We start from the raw sequence: 17104 nt of genomic DNA, 5'->3' as shown, positions 1-17104 counted from the left end.
AATTCGTGTGCCACTTGACGACGCTCTTACATTGCTAAACCCCGGCTAATACATTTCTTGCGATTTGCCGGGGTCAGGTTGTGCTGGGCTGAGCGTCAGAAGCGGTAGTTGACCCCAAACGTAGCAGTTGTCGATTCCAAGTCGAACTCACCATCGGAATTGTCAAACCTTTCTTGTGTGATCTCACCAAATATCGAAACGCCGTCAGATAATCGGTGTTCCAGTCCGGCACCAATTGAAGAACCCCAACGGTCATTAACGTCTCCGCCCCAGACGTATGCGGGCCCGGCGGTCACGTAGGCCAAGGTGTTGCCAAAGGCATATCCTCCACGCAGCCTGATACGCGTGAGTGTGTCTGGATCGCCGCAATCACAGGCGAAGTTTAGATGGTTGGCGTCGATTGCGATGCCCCCCACCCAGTTTGAGGCTTCCCAATCTCGCCCGAGTTGAAATCCGATAAGACCATTGTCATGGCTTAAGCCATTTTCAAGCTCTCCATAGCCGAACTTGATGCCGATGTAGCTGTTGTTCCAATCGGCGGCCATGGCCGGCGCGGTGAATGCTGCAAGAATAATTGTCAGAATTGCAGCTGGTATGCGGTGTTTATGATTGTATTTTGCGGACATCGGTTTGCCTCACTGAACAGCATGGTTGAAAGGGGAAGAAGGCGAGTTTGCGTACAAAGGAAAGACAAGATGCTGATCCTTCGATGCTTCCAACTTCCGCTTTTTCGACGAATGTTCTCTTTTTACCTGCTCCACCGCGTCATCAAGTTTCGAGGATTCTGAACTGGTGAGGTCCAGTAGATAATCCGATATTTCCGGGAGCACCTTGTACCAGCTGGGGTATTCCAACGAGAATTGTGCGAAAATACTCATCGTGAACTTGAACAGTCGCTCAGAGCTGAGTTCGCGGGATTCACGCGCAGCCCAAAGCAGGGTTTCCTTCATTGCGTTTTCGAAGGCGACTTGCGCAGTAAAAGTACCGTTAAGTTCGATACGGATTTGATATTCGCGCGCCCGCTTCAATTCTGCGGCCCGCATAACCAGATTTTGAGCTGCTGCGGTTGTTGAGGGATAGAGAGCCCGCAGCGTAACAAGTTTCTTGTAGTTGGACATCTGATTGCTCCACTCTTCGTTTCTGCAATTCAGATATCGGTACAGAGTGAAGCTATTAGCAGGTAATTTACGGTATTATAACAGTTTGAAGAGGCGCTAATAGTTTGATAACTAAGATCTTTCTTTTTTCTGCGAGTCAGGATCGCTTAACTGTGTCAATCGGCGACTCTCCAAAGAACCGACGATAGGCAACAGATGTTCGACCAAAGTGATTGAAACCTGCTTCCCCAACCAGTTTAGACACGACACCTTTCTCATATGGCGTATTTAGAAGCAGCGATCTGAGGCGATGCAATCGAATAAGTGTCTGAAATTTACCCGGACCAAGCCCTATCTGTTTTTCGAACGCAGCGTATAGCGACCGCCTGGGCACACCAAGCAAGCGACAAAGTTCCTGAATAGTTATTCCGGCATTGTTATCGTCCATCAGAAGCGCTTCCGCGGCAGTGACGATTTTCCAATGGCCATGATCCGATTTGCTGAAAACCTCTTCACGACCCGAACAGAAAAGGGCATCGCCCATCAGGCGTTCAAGCTCTTGGGCAAGTGCATTGAACACAGGATTTGGATTGGTTGCGGATTTCGACTGACCCAGGATCAAGCAAGTTTCCAAAGAGCGTATATAGCTGTTCAGGGCGTCAGATTTTGTCAGCCGAATGGGCGCACCAAATTCTGTCCACCCTCGGTGTTCGGCAACTGCCCGAGGTACCTCCAACACATAGATTTGCGTCCCAGCCTCGACCACGTAATCAAATTCTGTTGGCCTCAGTCCCTGCCAGCAAACAATAAATGGGGTTTGGTACAAAAGCCCCTGAAAACGGACTGGATCACCGTGCGGGAGAACAAGACCATAGTAGATTGTGCCGCGGTACTGAATTTCTTGGTACCGCATGCGTGTGAAAATAGTCTCAATATGTATGCCCACTTCTGCAAACATTGCGCTTTGCCAGGTCATTCGTGGTCCCGCGGGGCAAAGCGCGGTCGCGTTGAACTCCACGTCATTATAGACAGGCAACTCTTCAATCGAGCGGATCTCGGCGCTCTGGTACATGACACCTCTGACTGTTCATCCCATTCCTGCGAGATGAATTCTAATATTCATAATAGTTTGCACAAATCGGATAGCCAACTTTAAACTCTGACTGCACTGTTGATCGCAAATATCTGAATACCCGTTTCAATTTTTCGGAGTTACTCATGAATAAGCTATCGTGTTCGATTGCCGCGCTACTGGTTTCAACAACAGCTCTCTATGCGCAGGCCGCCGATCTGGTCTTTACCAATGCCTCTGTTCTTACCATGAACGACGATGCGCCGACCGCGCAGGCCGTTGCGGTCACGGGGAACCAGATAAGCTACGTTGGCGATGCCGCAGGGGCGGAGGCGCTGATTGGTGATAACACCGAAGTTCTCGACTTGGGCGGGGATACCCTGTTGCCGGGGTTTGTGTCGGGACACGATCACATCGTTGCGTCAGGATGGACATCGCGCGGTGTCAGTCTGTTTGGAATTGAAACGCTTGAAGAGGCCTTGGCGGCCATCAAGGAGTATGCCGATGCAAACCCCGACGAAGAGTTGATCCTTGGCTATGGGTTCAATCAAGTGGCTTATGGCGGGTGGCCCACGAAAGAAGATCTGGATTCGGTGGTTTCTGACCGTCCGGCCTTTATCCTCGACTTCACAATCCACGACGTTTGGATGAACTCCAAAGCTTTCGAAGCGGGTCAGGTCAGCCCCGACGAAGAGGATCAGGTGCCGGGCGTAATGTTCTGGCAGCGCAACGCCGAAGGCAACCAGACGGGAATCGGCATTGAGTTCCAGTGGGCTGCGGCATTTAGAAATGCAGGCGCTTGGGACCCGGCAGGTGAAATTCCTGACATCCAGAAAAACCTCTACGATCAGGCCGTCAAAACCGGGATTACAGCCGTTCACGTGCCTCTGATGGCTATGCCGACAGTTACCGATCTGTCTCTTGTGAAAGATGACGAGAAACTCGCGCTGGCCCACCTACACGAACTGGAAAAGAACGGTGAGCTTACGATCCGCACCTTTGTTGCGACGGGGTTCAAGGACCCAACCGCCACTGCTGACGAAATCGTAGAACACACTCTCGAGTTACGAGAGCAATACGACAGCGACATGCTGCGCATTTGGGGAATTAAGATCCATCCAGAAGGGAACTGGAGTTCAAAGACGGCCTGGATGCTGGACGATTACGCCGATGGGTCTGCAACGCGTGGAGCGGCTGCCATTGAAGGCCCAATGATAACTTCGGTCTACCTGCAGGCCAATCAGAACGGACTTCCGGTGGGCACTCACGTCGATGGATCACAAACAGTGCGCAACACGGTGGACGCGATCATGACCGCGCGCGGCGCAGGTTATGACGTTCCGAACAACCTTTTGCACCATTATTTCTGGGTATCTGATCAGGACCACGAGACTGTTATTGAAAACGAAATCATGGTGAACACGACCCCACTTTTCCACGTTGACTGGGAAGCGCAGGATGTAAACGCGTTGGACTTGTTGGGGCGTGCTAAGGTCGAGGCGATTTTTGCGCGCTATTCGTCGCTGATGGCATTGGGGCACAACGTGTCGATTTCTTCGGATGTGCCATCCGCGCCGATTGATCTGATCGGTCCGCTCCTGAACGTTGAAATTGCGATGACACTGCAAGACCCGCTGAACCCCGACAGCAAGCCGTTCCCATTGTCTCGTAAACCGGCCTCACTGGAAGAGTCGTTGAAGGCAGTCACAATCTATCCTGCCGCTCAGCAGGCGATGCAAGATAAGATCGGTTCAATCGAAGTGGGCAAGTATGCTGACCTCGTCGTTCTCGATCAGGATATTACCGCCGTCGAACCGCGTGAAATCTCGAACATCAAGGTGCTGGGCACGCTGATGGACGGTCGGTTCACTCATCGCGATGGGATCTGACAATGTGATGGCGGTCAGCGTGTCATTGTAGCGCTGTCCGCTCCTACGGGCTTTCTGAATTGGGCTCACTTGGTGGAATACCGGACGTTCCTGAGCCTTTGGGGTGTATCAATCGGAATTCAGATCATCAGAAAAAACCCGTACTAATGAATGGAGGCTGAATTGAACTTTCGACCGCACATCACGGTCTTGGGGCTGATCGCAACTCTGGCGACAGCAACTGCTGCGTTCGCGGAAGAAGTGGCTTTTATTGCGATCCTGAAAGTGCCTGATGAAAACGCACAGGCCTTCGATACCCTTGCCAAGGAAATGGTCGCGGCGTCTGCCACAGATGACGGGCTTTTGGTTTATGAGTTCGTCCGGGTTGGTGAAACGGTATATGGCTATGAGCGCTACGTTGATGCCGCGGCCCACGCACGACACGAGAGACTTATCGAACCGTTTCTACCAAAATTGGTGGAACTTGCGCTGTTTGAACGGATTGTCACCCTTTCACCACTCTCAGATGGCCATCAAGAGCTTTTTGAAAGCATTGGCGCAGAGATTGGTCAACCAATTGCAGGCGTAGCACAGGACCGCCCCCAATAGCCTGAAGCACAAGCACGTGCATCAGGGAAACCCAAAGAGAGGCCAATAGGGATTGTTCATGACAAATCGGGTTTTCATCGTCGCCGCGCTCCTGACGGGAGTTCTGCTTACAGATCCGGATCATGTATTCGCCTGTGACGCAGCATGTCAGGCAGCCCGTAAGGCAGCAAATCCACTTGCGGACACAAAGGCGCTGATAACAGACAACACAATCGCATTCAGGACCGGCACAAATGACGATGATAGTTATAACTTTCAGCTACAGCCGGTATACTCGGTTCCATTGGAGAATGCCTCGCTTGTGCTGCGGGGGATCATTCCCATTCAGGGCGTTCAACCAGGTGCGGTGCTGCCGCCCGGTATAGTCGACCCTTCTCCTGACGACGATCTGACCTGGGGCATCGGTGATTCAACAGTGCAGGCGTTTTATGCACCGATGCCAGGAGCAAGCGGGATTGCATTGGGATATGGGTTACAGGTTTCCATGCCGACCCACACGAATGACGCACTGGCCGGTGCAGGCTGGGGTGCTGGACCTGCGTTCGTGGTATTCGGGCAGGCAGGGGAACTTTCCTGGGGTGCCGTCGTCGCCCATATGTGGGGTGAAGACGATTTCAGCGTAAGTATCCTTCAACCCATTCTGAACTATGGGCTGGGTGAGGGTTGGTACGTTGGGTACAATAATGTCATCTCCTACAACTGGAATGCCCCGGGAAGTGACGAAGCATGGGCCGTTCCGCTGGGTTTGACTGCGGGCAAGACCTCGATCATCAACGAAGCCAAAGGAACGGCTATGGATGTGAGCTTGGGATACTATGTTCTAGAGCGTAGACCTGAAGGCGGTCCGAACAGGCAAGTCAAAATTGGCCTTTCATTCTTTTTCTGATTGGCTGCAGAAATGCTGGAACTGAATACGGATCAGAGACCAAAGCGATAAAGCGAACAAAGCTGCAATTTGTGGTTTGCCCAAAGATATGAAGGGCCGGCTCGCATTAATGCATGGTGAAGAAACGATGACTGTATGTAACCGGAACGCTGACATGATACGCACCGTACTTACCCTTTTTGCATGCCTTTTAATTACGATATGCCCTCAGATCAGCCTAGCGGAATTTGCTCAGAATACGCCTGAATCTTCAGTTGGACGCGCCCCTTCGGGGGCTCCAAGGATCAATCTCGATACACGCGCAATTGATGCCTCGGCATTCTCGGGTGTTTCTGGCTTAAGCGAAACTACTCAGAAACACTTGGCCGTAAGTTGGAAAGAACTTTTACCTCCGCTTACATCGCTTGAAACTCCGTTCGCATCACTGTCTGCACCACAACTGGAAGCTATGCGAACACATGTGCGCTGGCAGACGTCCAGCGCACATAAGCGTTCAGATGAGAGCTTTATTGCGGAACACGATGCAGCAACCGCCCTTCTCGCAAAACACAAGATTGATGTGGAAAACCTCATGCGAGAGCGCCGAAAGATCATTGCCCAAAACAATGCAAATAGTCGCGGCCCGAACCCTCGTATTCTTGGCAAGACGATAGTGATCCCAGGTTACATTGTACCACTCGCGCTCGAAGGCGGTATGGTTACCGAGTTTCTTCTTGTGCCGGTTGCCGGATCTTGCGTTCATACGCCTTCACCGCCCCCAAATCAGATCATTCATGTCGCTTATTCGAAGGGTGTCGAGTTCAGATCAATTTTTGACGCGTTTTGGGTCGAAGGTGAGATAAACGCACAAGAACGGCTTAGTGATGTTTCTTTCTATGATGGTGCAGCGATAGTGGTTTCCAACTACAGCCTCGATGCACGTGCCGTTCTTCAGTTCGATGGCTAAGTATTGGACATCTACGAAGGGTTTGAGGAAGTTACTGCTGAACCGTTCAGTCAACATCTTGCGATTTAGTGAGCGATTTCGGGGTGTAAGCTGATGGATTGGATGCCCCTCCTGCCGGTTAATATTGATCCGGAGCACCCAATGCGGGTCGCGATAGGGAGGAATAACCGATGGAAAACATACACATCTTAGGCATAGATTTGGCCAAGCGCTCGTTCGCTATCTGCGGCACAGATAAGGATGGTTATGAAAAACAACCTGTTGCAACCAAGTAGAAATGTCACTGGTTCTGCAAAGCTGAAGTGTCACCACAGGGCACGACGGTAGCAAAGCCTGTCAGGGCGGAGACTTCAGATATCGCAGCCCTGGCTGGCTTTGCGATCAGCGATGCGCTTGCGGTCAGCCAGTGAATTCCAGCCAGTGTTTCGATGCCCGTTCTTGTTGTAATTGTTCTTCGCACTGACGGGTTTGACCTTTGGCGAAGACGCGGCTTTTTCCTGTTCTTTCTTGATGTGAGCCAAGACAGCACCCAGGCGCTTATTCTCCGTGATTGCTGTGTGTGTGACGCGCTGTTGGTGTGGGTCGAAGATGCTGCAGGGCAGGGCGACGCCTTTGGCACGCACCTGAATACGCCCATCCGGCATCTCGTAGACATCGACATATTTGCCGACGAGGCCACGCGTCAGGTCGTTCACTTCCAACCGTATGCGTTTGCGTTCGTACTTCAGCGTCAAATCCTTGGTGACATAGCGCTTGTCGCGCAGACAGAAGACCTCGGCGAGGCGATCTGGTTCAATGTTCAAAGCGCGGTGCAGGTTGTCTGGCTTGGCCGGGGCCTTTGCAAACTTGGCATTGTACCGTTCAACAAAGCCCGCCAGAAACGCGTTGCCGTCGTCCATGTTGGAGATGCCCTCAATGCGCAGTTCTTTGACCAGCCGGTCTTGCAATGTGCGGTTCGCGCGTTCGACACGGCCTTTGGCTTGGGAAGAATTGGCGCAGATGATCTCGATGTTCAGCTCGGCCAGAGCGCGCCCAAACTGCGTCATGCCAGTCATATGTTTGTTAGGCTTGGGAACTCGAAAGACGGTGTGTTTGTCACTGTAGAAAGCGACGGGGCGACCGTGCTGCAGGAGATAGCTTTCTAAGGCCTCGAAGTAGCTGAACGTGCTCTCGGACGTCACAAACCGCAATTCCATCAATGTGCTGGCGGCGTCGTCAATGAAAACGAGCAGGGTGCAGGGATCGCCCCGATCCTCGAACCATCGGTGATCTGACCCATCAATCTGGATCAGCTCACCGAAGCATTCCCGTCGCAGACGAGGCTGATGAAACGTCCGGCGCTGCTTGCGCGAGAGCCAAATGCCGTCTTCCTGCATCCACTTGCGAAGCGTCCCGCGAGAGACTTTGAGCCCGTGATGTTCGGCCAGCATCTCAGCGGCCAAAGTCGGCCCGAAATCAGCATAGCTTTCTTTGATCAACGCCAAGGCATAGTCGCGCTTTGCCTTGTGAATCCGGTTGTTCGGAGGTTTACCGCGCGCCTTGTGCCGGATCGCAGTTGCTCCATCCACGCGATATCGCTTCAACAGCCGAAACACCTGGCGCCGCGTCAAATCCAGCAGGTTGGCCGCATTATCAACCGTCAGCCGGCCATCATCGACCTGCGCCAACACCTCTACGCGGTTCAACTCGCGCTCGCTCATCATCACCCAACCCATGTCCGCTCGTCCTCAATGATTTTTGAGGGCAAAGTGACATTCCTGAATTGCTCATGGGTGACATTTTAGCTTTGCGGCCACACAACCAAAAACGTAGAAGTGAAATTATGTTGAGTCAGGGGTCGCGAAATGACTTTCCGGAGAGATAGCCCGTAATCGTCCCAACAGACGGATCAAGAACCGTCTCGATGTCTTCGACCATACCTTGCGTTCTGATCATAGCAAAAATCCTAATCTCGGTGTTTGGCATTGCTTCTTGGAGCAGTGACGCACAAGCAAATGTCGTTCGTCCCATCGTCAGAACATCATCAATCAGTGTTACTTTGTCTGGGTAGATTAGGTCAGAGTTCACCCTCATACTGGACTTGTGTTCATCTATCAAAGGACGTTCGCTAGCAGGTGACGAAGAGGACTTTCGAACTGCAGTGACACGCTCGATAAGCGACGAAACGTCTCTTCCATAACCGTTTTCCGCCAAGACTTCAGCTAACACTTTCGATGGCCACAACGCACCTTCCGTCAATGGAGCACTGCGAGGAACCGGGACTAGCGTAACATCAGGGTTCAGAAATGGTTTTAGGACTTCGGCTTCCGGTTTCTTGAGGTGTGGAAGCGCTTTTTCAATTTGCGAAACGCTCCCAGCTTTGATTTTCCCGCAAATTCTGCGTGAACGGATTGACGTTTTGCTCATGCCGCGAGGTGAGTAGTTTGCAAATGTTGCGTACGGGTATTCAGAAAGCACTAACGCCGCCTGCCGTGAAACTCGGAATATCGTAAATGACGTCCGGCAGATCTTCACGCCTCAATACCTGTGCGCCGTAACTAATCATTTCCTTAGGCCACGACAAATCAGGGTTCTGCGCAACGCTTTGCATGATGTAGACGAGGCGACCGAGCCTAATAGCTTCCCACCCTTGGTGGCGCGTTCCACTTTTCTCGCCGGCTTCTACTACGACTGTTGCATCACAGATCAGTGCCATTGTGCGGTTGCGGCGCGGGAAATTGTCACGTTTGGGTGGATAGCCTTCCGGGAATTGAGAAATTGCCAGATGATCGCGCTTGATGGCTTCAAGCAAGTCTTTGTTCTTTGCTGGATAAGCTTGAGATAATGGAGTGCCTAGTACGGCTATGGTCTTACCGCCCATTGCTATCGCAGTTTCGTGCGCAACCGTGTCTATGCCCTCAGCCAGGCCGCTCACAACAGTAATGTCATGCTCCACAAGCGCTTTTGTGAAGGCACGAGCACGAGCAAGGCCTTCCGGGCTGGCTTTACGGGAACCGACAATAGCGACCCGTAGACCCTCAGTAAGTAGCGACTTGTCCCCTTCAAGAAATAGCTCTTCTGGCGCGTTCTTCGCCTCTATCTCGCTCAGATGGCCCAGAATCTGCTGTGTCCTGATTGGCTTGTTCATGCTCTTTTTGACGCCGGCTGAAGTGCCGCTTTCTCCCTTTGTTCTTAAGTTATCCTAATCGGATTTCGTGTTCCAGAAATATGTCAAAGCAAATTCAATTTTGAGTTTTACCATTGGCTGGCTGGATAACCTGCGCTTTTTACCGAGATCCGGTTAATCGCGTTTTGCCTTTAAACGCGTACTATAGAAAACAGAAGTGCTTTTTGAAACAGTGTGCTGCAACGCGGCAAGCCAACTGCACAACGACTTCTGCGAACCGGTTCAAAGGTATCTGATCCACACGCCTTGGTCCCGTTTGAGCCCAAGTTCTTCACGGATCCGTTCCGCATCCTGATTGAAGTCTTTGGCAATTTCTTGGACCTGAATTGCCTGAAAGCTATCAGCGTTCCGAACCAGCCTGCCGTCTTCAAAAGCGATAAACTCGTGAGACCTGCCACCCCAACGGACGATCCCACCACATAGTCGTTGACTTTCCATATTGACCAGTTCGGCCACAGGGTCGGCAAAGAAATCGCTCCACTTAAGAAATCCAGTACTGACTGCCCGCGCCACTGCCTGTTCAATCGTCCGGCTTTTGAGCTTGGTGGTGATCGAAGCAGTCAGTGCCTCTACCATTCGCGAAGAGTGCCCCGTCTGCCGGGCAATGACAGACGGTATCAAACCCGACGCGAGCATCTTCAACACATCCAGCTCGTCGCCAGACAGGGAATCCGAGGGAAAGTTGAATACGGTTTCAATGACATCTAGGGCAAGCAGGTGCAAAACCTGTGCTTCATGGCGTAGGGCAGGGAGCATTCTCGTGATCAATGCGTCCCACTCGGAGCGAGGCGCATTGGACGTGACGGTAAATACGCCCCGCTCTCCGAAGGGGTTGATAACCGGAATGGAAAGACCGTTCTGTCCAACGCCAAATTTTCTGGCAGCGTCGAATAGCGGTGCTTGCTCACGCTGATCATCAAACACAGCCCAATCAATTGGTGCAATCATAGCGGCACCAAACCGAATGAGTGGATCGACGAGAACCAGGGGTCACTGCATAAAAGTGACATTATTGTCCGGTTCGTGCGAACGAACGGAGAACTTATGCGGCATTGCGAAGATCATTTTTCCGAAGTGGCCTGAGGCGATCTGGGTTGAATGGCGGTTTCATGTTCCACAGGTAGTCGCCGGTCAATCCGACATGGGCCCAGCCAAGCGGCGCGATGTGTTTGACGATATCGATTGGGATGGTCACACCGTTTTTCCTCAGATCAGTGATCGAGGCTTCCAGATATTTTGTGTTCCACAGGATGATGGCGGCGACCAGAAAGTTGAGACCGGATGCTTTGTGGATCTGGTGCTCATAGCTGCGATCGCGCATTTCACCGAGTTGGTTGAAGAAGACCCCGCGTGCGAGGGCGTTTCGTGCTTCTCCTCTGGCCAGACTTGCGCTGGTTCGTTTTCGCAATTCCAGGCTTCGCATCCATTCCAGGGCAAACAAAGTCCGCTCCAACCGTCCCAGTTCGCGTAGGGCGATTGCTAGTCCGTTTTGCCTGGGATAGGCGGACAAGCTTTTAAGGATCGCTGATGCGGTGGTGGTCCCGGCCTTGATGGACGTCGCCAGCCTGAGGATCTCGGGCCAGTTATCGACAATGTGACCGACCTTGATGGTGCCGCCGATGAAGGGTGTCATGACGGCCGGAGGCTTCATGCCGGGCAGGAGATACAATTTTCGATCCTTGAAGTTTCGCAATCGTGGCGCAAAGCGGAACCCCAAGAGATAGCACAGTGCAAAGACGTGATCCGTCGCGCCGCCAGTATCCACATGGTGCTCTTCGATTGCGACACCCGATTGGTGGCGAAGCAGACCATCCAAAACGAAGGGCGCTTCGCTTTCGGTGGCGGTGATGACCGTCGAATGAAACGGGCTGAATTGATCGGAGATGTGGGTGTAGAACTTGAGACCCGGGGTACGCCCGTATTTTGCGTTGATGTCTGCCGAAGCCTCACCGCGACCGCCTGCCCGGAAGAACTGCCCGTCAGAGGATGACGTCACGCCATCCCCCCAGAGTTTGGCCAGCGGGAGTTCGCGGTGCATGTCGATCAAACAAGCCAAGGCGCTTGAATATGTTTCCTCACGCAAATGCCAGTCATGAGCCCATGCGATCTGCCGGGCGGACAGATTGTGGGTTGCTGCCGCCATGCGGGATACACTCAGGTTGATTCCATCGGCCAGGACTGCGGCAAACAGGGCCTTTTGATCTTCCGCCGGTCTGCCCGAGCGATAGTGGGTGAAGCACTCCGCAAATCCAGTCCAGGCGTTCACTTCTGTCAGCAGGTCGGGGATCTTGATCTGTGGCAATTGCCCGTAAACCAGACGGCTCATGGCCGTGGCGGCGTCGGGTGTTTCGTCTTTGACCGGGGTAACGCTCAGGGTGCCACCCTGAATGGCGACGTCCGGCAGAGTCCCCGCTTCAGCCCGGGCCGCGACAATGGCCATGGTCACCTCGATCTGCTGTTGCCGCTCCGCAAGATAGGTTTCTGCATCCGCGGCGGCCGCTATCGGCAATGATCCGTCGGTACGCAAGATCTCGAAAGTGGTCTTGGGGATGAGCCGATCATCAAAGTTGCGGCGCTGCCGACTTCCTTCGACCCAGACATCCCCTGCCCGAAGCCGATCGCGTAGTTCGAAGTAGACGCAAAGCTCGTATGCGCGCCGGTTGACCTCCCCGGGCGCCGGAAAGACAAATGGACGCCAGACTTTCCGAATGAACCCCGTTGGCGGGTTGTCAGGCAGACTGCGCTTGTTCGCCTCAAACATGATGCGCAAAAGATCTACTGCGCGCAGAAGGCTGGCAGCGCTGGCCGCACCTTTGAAGCCGAATCCCCTTATTATCATGGGCGCAAATTGACGAGCCGTCTGATATTTCCCGATGAGCTCCGCGTATTTGTCGGGTTTTCCGTCTCCCAGGGCCGTTTCAATTGCGGATGTGGCACTCTCGATCTCATCCCAATTGGCCGTGTCCAGCATCCCGTTGAGATTGCCGCTTTGCAGGCGGGCCGTCAGTGCCTCACGGCAAAAGGCTTTGAGAGACTGCAAGGGGCGGATGATGTCCATCAGGAGCTGTGATGCTTTATCGGAACTTTGCTGTTCCGCCTTTCGAAAGCTTCGACCCAGCAATTTATCGAACACATCCAGTGCAAGGTCGGTGAGCTGTTCTTCCAGCCGCAAACAGGCGGCTGACAAAACCGCCCACAACCGTGGCAAGGCCATACGGCGCAGGTTTTGCACCGTGATCCGCAAGCCTTCGCCGGCCAGATTGTCGAGGGCGGATGTCGAAATGTTCTGCCGCAAACTGGTGGGCAAGCCGATCGCTCGAACCACCAACAGGCGATCCAAAACTGCCTTGATGGACTTGGCCGACGCCGATTTAGGTGCAGCCTTCAACCAACTCAGCGTCGATACCTCGCCCAATTCAGGGGGCGCAATCAAAGCGCGCAGAGCATCGTGGTGGTCCGGATGCAGGTCCTGGGTCAGAGCAGAAATCCTGACATTCTCCGCGCGTCGGATCGCGTGCCTGACAATCAGTTCAACGGTCCGGCGGGCCGGGACCAGGATACGCCGGCGCCTCAGTTCTTCAATCAACGAGATCGCCAAAGGCTCGGCACGTGGGTCTTCTCCGGCAGATGGTGTCAGCCAATGAACAAGTTCCCGGATGAGTGGTCTTGTGAAGGCCTGATATCCGAACCGGGCCATGATTTGCGCGATATGTTCGCGTCGAGACTGTGGGCGTCGATCATAGGCCGCCAGATCGGAAGCACTGGCATCAACCTGATCTGCAAGAAAGGCCAGCATCGCATGATTGGGCTGTTCTCCAACCTCACGAACCCGCCCGGGATGGCGCAGATAAGCCAATGATACGGCATAGCCCAGACGGGCAGCTGCTGTTCGCTTTCTGGCGACAGCCTCAATCTCGTCCGGGGTGAGCGTGCAATACATCGCAACCTCTCGATCCTCCGAGGGCGGCGCCATCAACCGAGACCAGAACCTTGCCGTCAATAATTGTCGCCGTGCCATGAAATACCCTTCTTACATGCATGTCCGTGAAACGCTCGTTTGGCGGAACGTCCCGTTCCGTCCGTCAATATGGCTTGACAACGGGAAGTCGGACAAGTTGATTTAAGGACGGGAAAACGGACAAGGTTATCTTCATGGCGCTGATTGGATATGCGCGGGTCTCGACAACAGACCAAAAGCTGGAACCACAGGTCGACGCACTCAAGGCTGCGGGCTGCGAAACCGTGTTTGAAGATGTCATCTCCGGCGCCAAAGCTGAACGCCCTGGCCTCGATGAATCCCTGGCCTTTCTGCGCAAAGGCGACACGCTTGTGGTCTGGAAACTCGACCGCCTGGGTCGGTCAATGAAGCACCTGGTCGAAACAGTGACAGATCTCGGGGACCGTGGCGTTGGCTTCAAATCTCTGACGGAAGGCGTGGACACAACCACCACCGGCGGCACGCTGGTGTTCCATCTGTTCGGCGCGCTTGCCCAGTTTGAGCGCGACCTTATTGTCGAACGCACACAGGCAGGATTGAAGGCTGCCGCAACGCGCGGCAGAAAAGGCGGGCGCAAGCCTGTCGTAACACCCAAAAAACTGCAGCAGGCCAGAGATCATATCAGCGATGGATTGACGGTCCGAGAGGCCGCAGCGCGCCTCAAAATCAGCAAAACCAGCCTCTACAATGCTCTCAGAGACCAAAAAGCGGACTGAAAATACAGATGTTCCGGTTAAGTTCGCGCGAGCCGGACAATAAAGTCACTTTTATGCAGTGACCCCTCTTTGTTTATTTAATTGTGAAGCCGGTGTGCGATCATCGAAGGGTAAGAAAAGCTGTTACCCTTGCGCGGGAAGACGACTTTGTTGTCAAGACGCGGCTCGACTTCTACGGTCAGGACAATCGTTTGTTGTTCACCTTCAACGGAATATCTTTCAAACGGCTCTAGCGGGGTGCCCGCACCCAAACGTAAGCGAGACTGGGTCAGATAGCGTTGCTCCGATAGGGTGCTGGACAAAAGCTCATCCTCGAACCGAAGAAATTGGGCTCAACCGATATCAATGCGCGGGGATCAGATTCCTTTGAACGGCGTTGGCGTGCCAATACGATGTAGCGGGATATGCAGGGAAGTTTGTTTCTGGATAGTAATGGCAATAAAACACGTTCGTTCGCGCCCAATATTGACTGTTGTTTGCAGCAGCTTATACTACTCAGTAGTATACATGAGGCTTGATATGAGCGTTAAAGCATCAATATCCCTGACTGAGTCACAAGACGCCTACGCGCGGAATCTTGTCGCCCAAGGTCATTACGCCAGCCTGTCTGCCGTGCTTCAGCATGGGCTTGAACTGATGCGTGAGCAATCGCAAAACACTGACGCACTGCGAGAGCTGCTGGATCAGCGTCGAAACGGAACCTTCACTACTCTCGAAGAGGGCAAGGAGCGTACCAAAGACATGATCGCACGCAAGCGGGCTGCGCGTGGTCTATAAAGTCGTTCGCGCCGAAGAAGTCACCTCAGATCTCGATCTCATATTTGACTATCTTGTTGAAACCGCTGAGCACTTTGGCGAAGATCTGGAAACCGCTTTTCTGCGCGCTGAGAAGCGCGTCATTGAGATTCAGGAGAGCCTCGAAAGCCTGGCGAACGTTCCACATCAAGGCACCCTAAGACCACATCTCGGCAATAACATTCGGAACGTAACCAAGATCAAAGCGATCATTTATTTTGAAGTCGACGATGACAAACTGATCGTACGCGTACTCGCTGTCTTCTATAGTGGTCAAAACCACGATGCGCACATTCTGCTGCGCCTATTGTCCTGACCCCACGCATCCATTGGCCGAGCGATCGGCCGGCAGTTCTCATAAGTCGGCTACCTTTTAATAGCCGAACAGTGCTGAATCTCGAGTGCATTCCTGCGGTTCAAAACTAAGACCTAGCCAAGGATTTCAGTCTGGATGCCATCAGGGTCATGGAGGAGAGTGGTCCACTCAGAGCTGGATCTGCGCGATTGGTGAGCTTTGGTCATGCGATGGTTGGTGGTTTCCCGATCCTGAAAGACGCAAAAACGTACGGTCTGGGTGTTGGTTTTGTCTCTGGGCTAAAAACTGGTCAGTCAGCGCCGTTAGCGACCCGTCGGCTTCTCGCTCCGCGCCATTGAACTTGCTAGTGGTCGAAAAATTCTACCTAGACGTGGTGATCTGCACCACTGGCGATGGAGCAGATCTGGATGAGTTCTTCGGCCACATGAGTGTGTGGGACAACAAGGGTTGGGCGACCCGACGAAAAGCACATCGGTTCATTGAACAATCGGAATTTGCCCTTTCGTTTTGGTGACCAGGTCCGTCGTGCTCTCAGAGAAAAGGCAACTCGCAAAGCGTTCCGCCAACCGGTCCAGCGCCACGTTTTACCGTGACCCTGTCGCCGGGTTCGGCATCGACCGAGACCAAAGCAAAGCCGATATTCTTTTTCATCCGGAAAGACCAGGCGCACGTCGTCAAATCACCAATTTTTACCCCCCCTTTCTCTATGTCGTTCCAAGTGAATTCTGGATTTGCAGGACTGCCAGCGTCCAGCACAACCCCCAACTGATGCCGTTTCGGCCCCTCATCCGCAATACGGCGCAACGCATCGATCCCAATCGTGTCGTCAGGCACATGCAAGTCCACATATTTGCCCATGCGGACTTCGTAGGGATTGGTCTGTCCATCGGTGTCGCCTCCATAGGAAACGAGACCGCTCTCGACTCGCTCACTCCAGTTGGGGTTCCCTGGACCAATACCGTGTGGCTGGCCGGCCTCTTTGACGATGTTCCAGAGTGTAGTGCCTTTGGCACTATCCATCAGGTAAATCTCGAACCCACCTTGTTTGGACCAGCCCGACCGGGCGACGGCGACCGGAATACCGTCAATTTCGGTTTCCCGGAACCAGAAGTGTTTCAGGTCTCGCACCCAATCACCAAAGATCGAGGCAACCACAGTTTCCGCCTTGGGACCCTGCACGGCCAGAGGTGAGACATCAGGCTCACTGACTTCCACATCCAATCCGCGCTCTCGTGCGACGGCTTCGGCCCAGAACCAGATATTGCTGTCCGCGATAGACAGCCAGTAGCGGTCTTGGTCCAGCTTCAGTAGGATTGGATCGTTGATAAGCACGCCATGGTGGTTGCAAAGTGGAACATACTTGCCTTGGCCCATCTTGCATTTTGAAAGGTCTCGCGGCGCAAGGATTTGCGCCAGACGCCCGGCATCTGGGCCCTTTAGCTGCACTTGCCGCTCTACCGCAACATCCCACATCGAGACATCGTTGATGATGCGCCAGTACTCCTCCTCTGGGCTGCCATAGGAGGTCGGCATCAACATGTGATTGTAAGTTGTCATGGCACACACACCATCGGCCAAGGTGGCCTCATAGAAGGGTGATGTGCGCAGACGCGTGGACGGAGAAATAGAGAACATG

The 17104-nt window shown here is 53.3% G+C and carries 18 protein-coding genes; 8 read left to right on the top strand and 10 right to left on the bottom strand.

The annotated features are described in order from the left end of the window. Positions 1-95 precede the first annotated feature (95 nt). The 3 genes from I9187_RS20415 to I9187_RS20405 all read right to left on the bottom strand — a co-directional run bounded on the left by I9187_RS20415 (position 96) and on the right by I9187_RS20405 (position 2169). On the bottom strand, positions 96-626 hold the full coding sequence (locus tag I9187_RS20415) for an outer membrane beta-barrel protein (protein ID WP_171126979.1): 531 nt from the start codon (positions 624-626) through the stop codon (positions 96-98). A 9-nt stretch (positions 627-635) separates the two neighbouring features. Continuing rightward, positions 636-1118 carry a hypothetical protein gene (locus tag I9187_RS20410; protein WP_171126978.1) on the bottom strand — a complete coding sequence of 161 codons (483 nt, stop codon included), beginning with the start codon at positions 1116-1118 and terminating at the stop codon, positions 636-638. A gap of 136 nt (positions 1119-1254) precedes the next feature. Next, positions 1255-2169 (bottom strand): helix-turn-helix domain-containing protein, encoded by a 915-nt coding sequence (locus I9187_RS20405; protein ID WP_171239108.1) that lies wholly within the window; start codon positions 2167-2169, stop codon positions 1255-1257. A gap of 146 nt (positions 2170-2315) precedes the next feature. Here I9187_RS20405 and I9187_RS20400 point away from each other — a divergent pair, with 146 nt between their 5' ends. From I9187_RS20400 to I9187_RS20385, 4 genes are all read left to right on the top strand, one after another. Next, complete coding sequence (locus I9187_RS20400; RefSeq protein ID WP_171175672.1) at positions 2316-4058, top strand: amidohydrolase family protein; 1743 nt, start codon at positions 2316-2318, stop codon at positions 4056-4058. 162 nt (positions 4059-4220) lie between these two features. Next, positions 4221-4646 (top strand): antibiotic biosynthesis monooxygenase, encoded by a 426-nt coding sequence (locus I9187_RS20395; RefSeq protein ID WP_209940312.1) that lies wholly within the window; start codon positions 4221-4223, stop codon positions 4644-4646. A 58-nt stretch (positions 4647-4704) separates the two neighbouring features. Continuing rightward, the gene (locus tag I9187_RS20390) at positions 4705-5532 is read left to right on the top strand and encodes a hypothetical protein (protein ID WP_171239106.1); all 828 of its coding nucleotides are present in this window, start codon (positions 4705-4707) and stop codon (positions 5530-5532) included. Positions 5533-5641: 109 nt separating this feature from the next. Further along, positions 5642-6478, top strand: coding sequence for a DUF3299 domain-containing protein (locus tag I9187_RS20385; RefSeq protein ID WP_209940311.1), 837 nt, complete (start codon positions 5642-5644; stop codon positions 6476-6478). A gap of 350 nt (positions 6479-6828) precedes the next feature. Here I9187_RS20385 and I9187_RS20380 read toward each other — a convergent pair whose 3' ends face one another. The 5 genes from I9187_RS20380 to I9187_RS20360 all read right to left on the bottom strand — a co-directional run bounded on the left by I9187_RS20380 (position 6829) and on the right by I9187_RS20360 (position 13662). Beyond that, positions 6829-8193: an ISNCY family transposase gene (locus tag I9187_RS20380; RefSeq protein WP_209509654.1), complete on the bottom strand. Its 1365-nt coding sequence runs from the start codon at positions 8191-8193 to the stop codon at positions 6829-6831. A gap of 115 nt (positions 8194-8308) precedes the next feature. Next, positions 8309-8935 carry a hypothetical protein gene (locus I9187_RS20375; RefSeq protein WP_348540163.1) on the bottom strand — a complete coding sequence of 209 codons (627 nt, stop codon included), beginning with the start codon at positions 8933-8935 and terminating at the stop codon, positions 8309-8311. Beyond that, positions 8925-9605 carry a DNA-processing protein DprA gene (locus I9187_RS20370; protein ID WP_170709394.1) on the bottom strand — a complete coding sequence of 227 codons (681 nt, stop codon included), beginning with the start codon at positions 9603-9605 and terminating at the stop codon, positions 8925-8927. Before I9187_RS20370 ends, I9187_RS20375 begins: the two co-directional genes overlap by 11 nt. A 261-nt stretch (positions 9606-9866) precedes the next feature. After that, positions 9867-10631 (bottom strand): autoinducer binding domain-containing protein, encoded by a 765-nt coding sequence (locus I9187_RS20365; RefSeq protein ID WP_280922857.1) that lies wholly within the window; start codon positions 10629-10631, stop codon positions 9867-9869. Positions 10632-10686: 55 nt separating this feature from the next. Then, positions 10687-13662, bottom strand: a complete 2976-nt coding sequence (locus I9187_RS20360) for a Tn3 family transposase (protein ID WP_209509656.1) — start codon at positions 13660-13662, stop codon at positions 10687-10689. Between the two features lie 134 nt (positions 13663-13796). Here I9187_RS20360 and I9187_RS20355 point away from each other — a divergent pair, with 134 nt between their 5' ends. Continuing rightward, positions 13797-14357, top strand: a complete 561-nt coding sequence (locus I9187_RS20355) for a recombinase family protein (protein WP_170516133.1) — start codon at positions 13797-13799, stop codon at positions 14355-14357. Positions 14358-14434: 77 nt separating this feature from the next. On the opposite strand, the gene I9187_RS20350 is transcribed toward I9187_RS20355, so the two are convergent. Continuing rightward, on the bottom strand, positions 14435-14659 hold the full coding sequence (locus I9187_RS20350; protein WP_209509657.1) for a hypothetical protein: 225 nt from the start codon (positions 14657-14659) through the stop codon (positions 14435-14437). A gap of 217 nt (positions 14660-14876) precedes the next feature. Between I9187_RS20350 and I9187_RS20345 the strand changes: the two genes are divergently transcribed. From I9187_RS20345 to I9187_RS20335, 3 genes are all read left to right on the top strand, one after another. After that, positions 14877-15134: a type II toxin-antitoxin system ParD family antitoxin gene (locus tag I9187_RS20345; RefSeq protein WP_170418358.1), complete on the top strand. Its 258-nt coding sequence runs from the start codon at positions 14877-14879 to the stop codon at positions 15132-15134. Next, positions 15124-15468, top strand: a complete 345-nt coding sequence (locus tag I9187_RS22025; protein WP_170418355.1) for a type II toxin-antitoxin system RelE/ParE family toxin — start codon at positions 15124-15126, stop codon at positions 15466-15468. The genes I9187_RS20345 and I9187_RS22025 overlap by 11 nt, the downstream gene beginning before the upstream one ends. A gap of 346 nt (positions 15469-15814) precedes the next feature. After that, positions 15815-15982: a hypothetical protein gene (locus tag I9187_RS20335; protein WP_209509658.1), complete on the top strand. Its 168-nt coding sequence runs from the start codon at positions 15815-15817 to the stop codon at positions 15980-15982. A 17-nt stretch (positions 15983-15999) separates the two neighbouring features. On the opposite strand, the gene I9187_RS20330 is transcribed toward I9187_RS20335, so the two are convergent. Then, entirely contained in the window at positions 16000-17103 is a 1104-nt protein-coding gene (locus I9187_RS20330; RefSeq protein ID WP_209509659.1) for a glycine cleavage T C-terminal barrel domain-containing protein, read from the bottom strand. Position 17104 lies beyond the last annotated feature (1 nt).

Origin of the sequence: Ruegeria sp. HKCCE4148, from assembly GCF_017872495.1 — a bacterium.
Taxonomy (GTDB): Bacteria; Pseudomonadota; Alphaproteobacteria; order Rhodobacterales; family Rhodobacteraceae; genus Ruegeria.
The sequence above is the reverse complement of the archived record's forward strand: the minus strand, read 5'-3'. Positions and strand labels throughout refer to the sequence as shown.

Bases quoted from the DNA above. Each gene is read 5' to 3' on its own strand.
- I9187_RS20415 (WP_171126979.1), bottom strand. From the start codon at position 626: ATGTCCGCAAAATACAATCATAAACACCGCATACCAGCTGCAATTCTG.
- I9187_RS20410 (WP_171126978.1), bottom strand. From the start codon at position 1,118: ATGTCCAACTACAAGAAACTTGTTACGCTGCGGGCTCTCTATCCCTCA.
- I9187_RS20405 (WP_171239108.1), bottom strand. From the start codon at position 2,169: ATGTACCAGAGCGCCGAGATCCGCTCGATTGAAGAGTTGCCTGTCTAT.
- I9187_RS20400 (WP_171175672.1), top strand. From the start codon at position 2,316: ATGAATAAGCTATCGTGTTCGATTGCCGCGCTACTGGTTTCAACAACA.
- I9187_RS20390 (WP_171239106.1), top strand. From the start codon at position 4,705: ATGACAAATCGGGTTTTCATCGTCGCCGCGCTCCTGACGGGAGTTCTG.
- I9187_RS20385 (WP_209940311.1), top strand. From the start codon at position 5,642: ATGCATGGTGAAGAAACGATGACTGTATGTAACCGGAACGCTGACATG.
- I9187_RS20380 (WP_209509654.1), bottom strand. From the start codon at position 8,193: ATGGGTTGGGTGATGATGAGCGAGCGCGAGTTGAACCGCGTAGAGGTG.
- I9187_RS20370 (WP_170709394.1), bottom strand. From the start codon at position 9,605: ATGAACAAGCCAATCAGGACACAGCAGATTCTGGGCCATCTGAGCGAG.
- I9187_RS20360 (WP_209509656.1), bottom strand. From the start codon at position 13,662: ATGGCACGGCGACAATTATTGACGGCAAGGTTCTGGTCTCGGTTGATG.
- I9187_RS20355 (WP_170516133.1), top strand. From the start codon at position 13,797: ATGGCGCTGATTGGATATGCGCGGGTCTCGACAACAGACCAAAAGCTG.
- I9187_RS20345 (WP_170418358.1), top strand. From the start codon at position 14,877: ATGAGCGTTAAAGCATCAATATCCCTGACTGAGTCACAAGACGCCTAC.
- I9187_RS20330 (WP_209509659.1), bottom strand. From the start codon at position 17,103: ATGTTCTCTATTTCTCCGTCCACGCGTCTGCGCACATCACCCTTCTAT.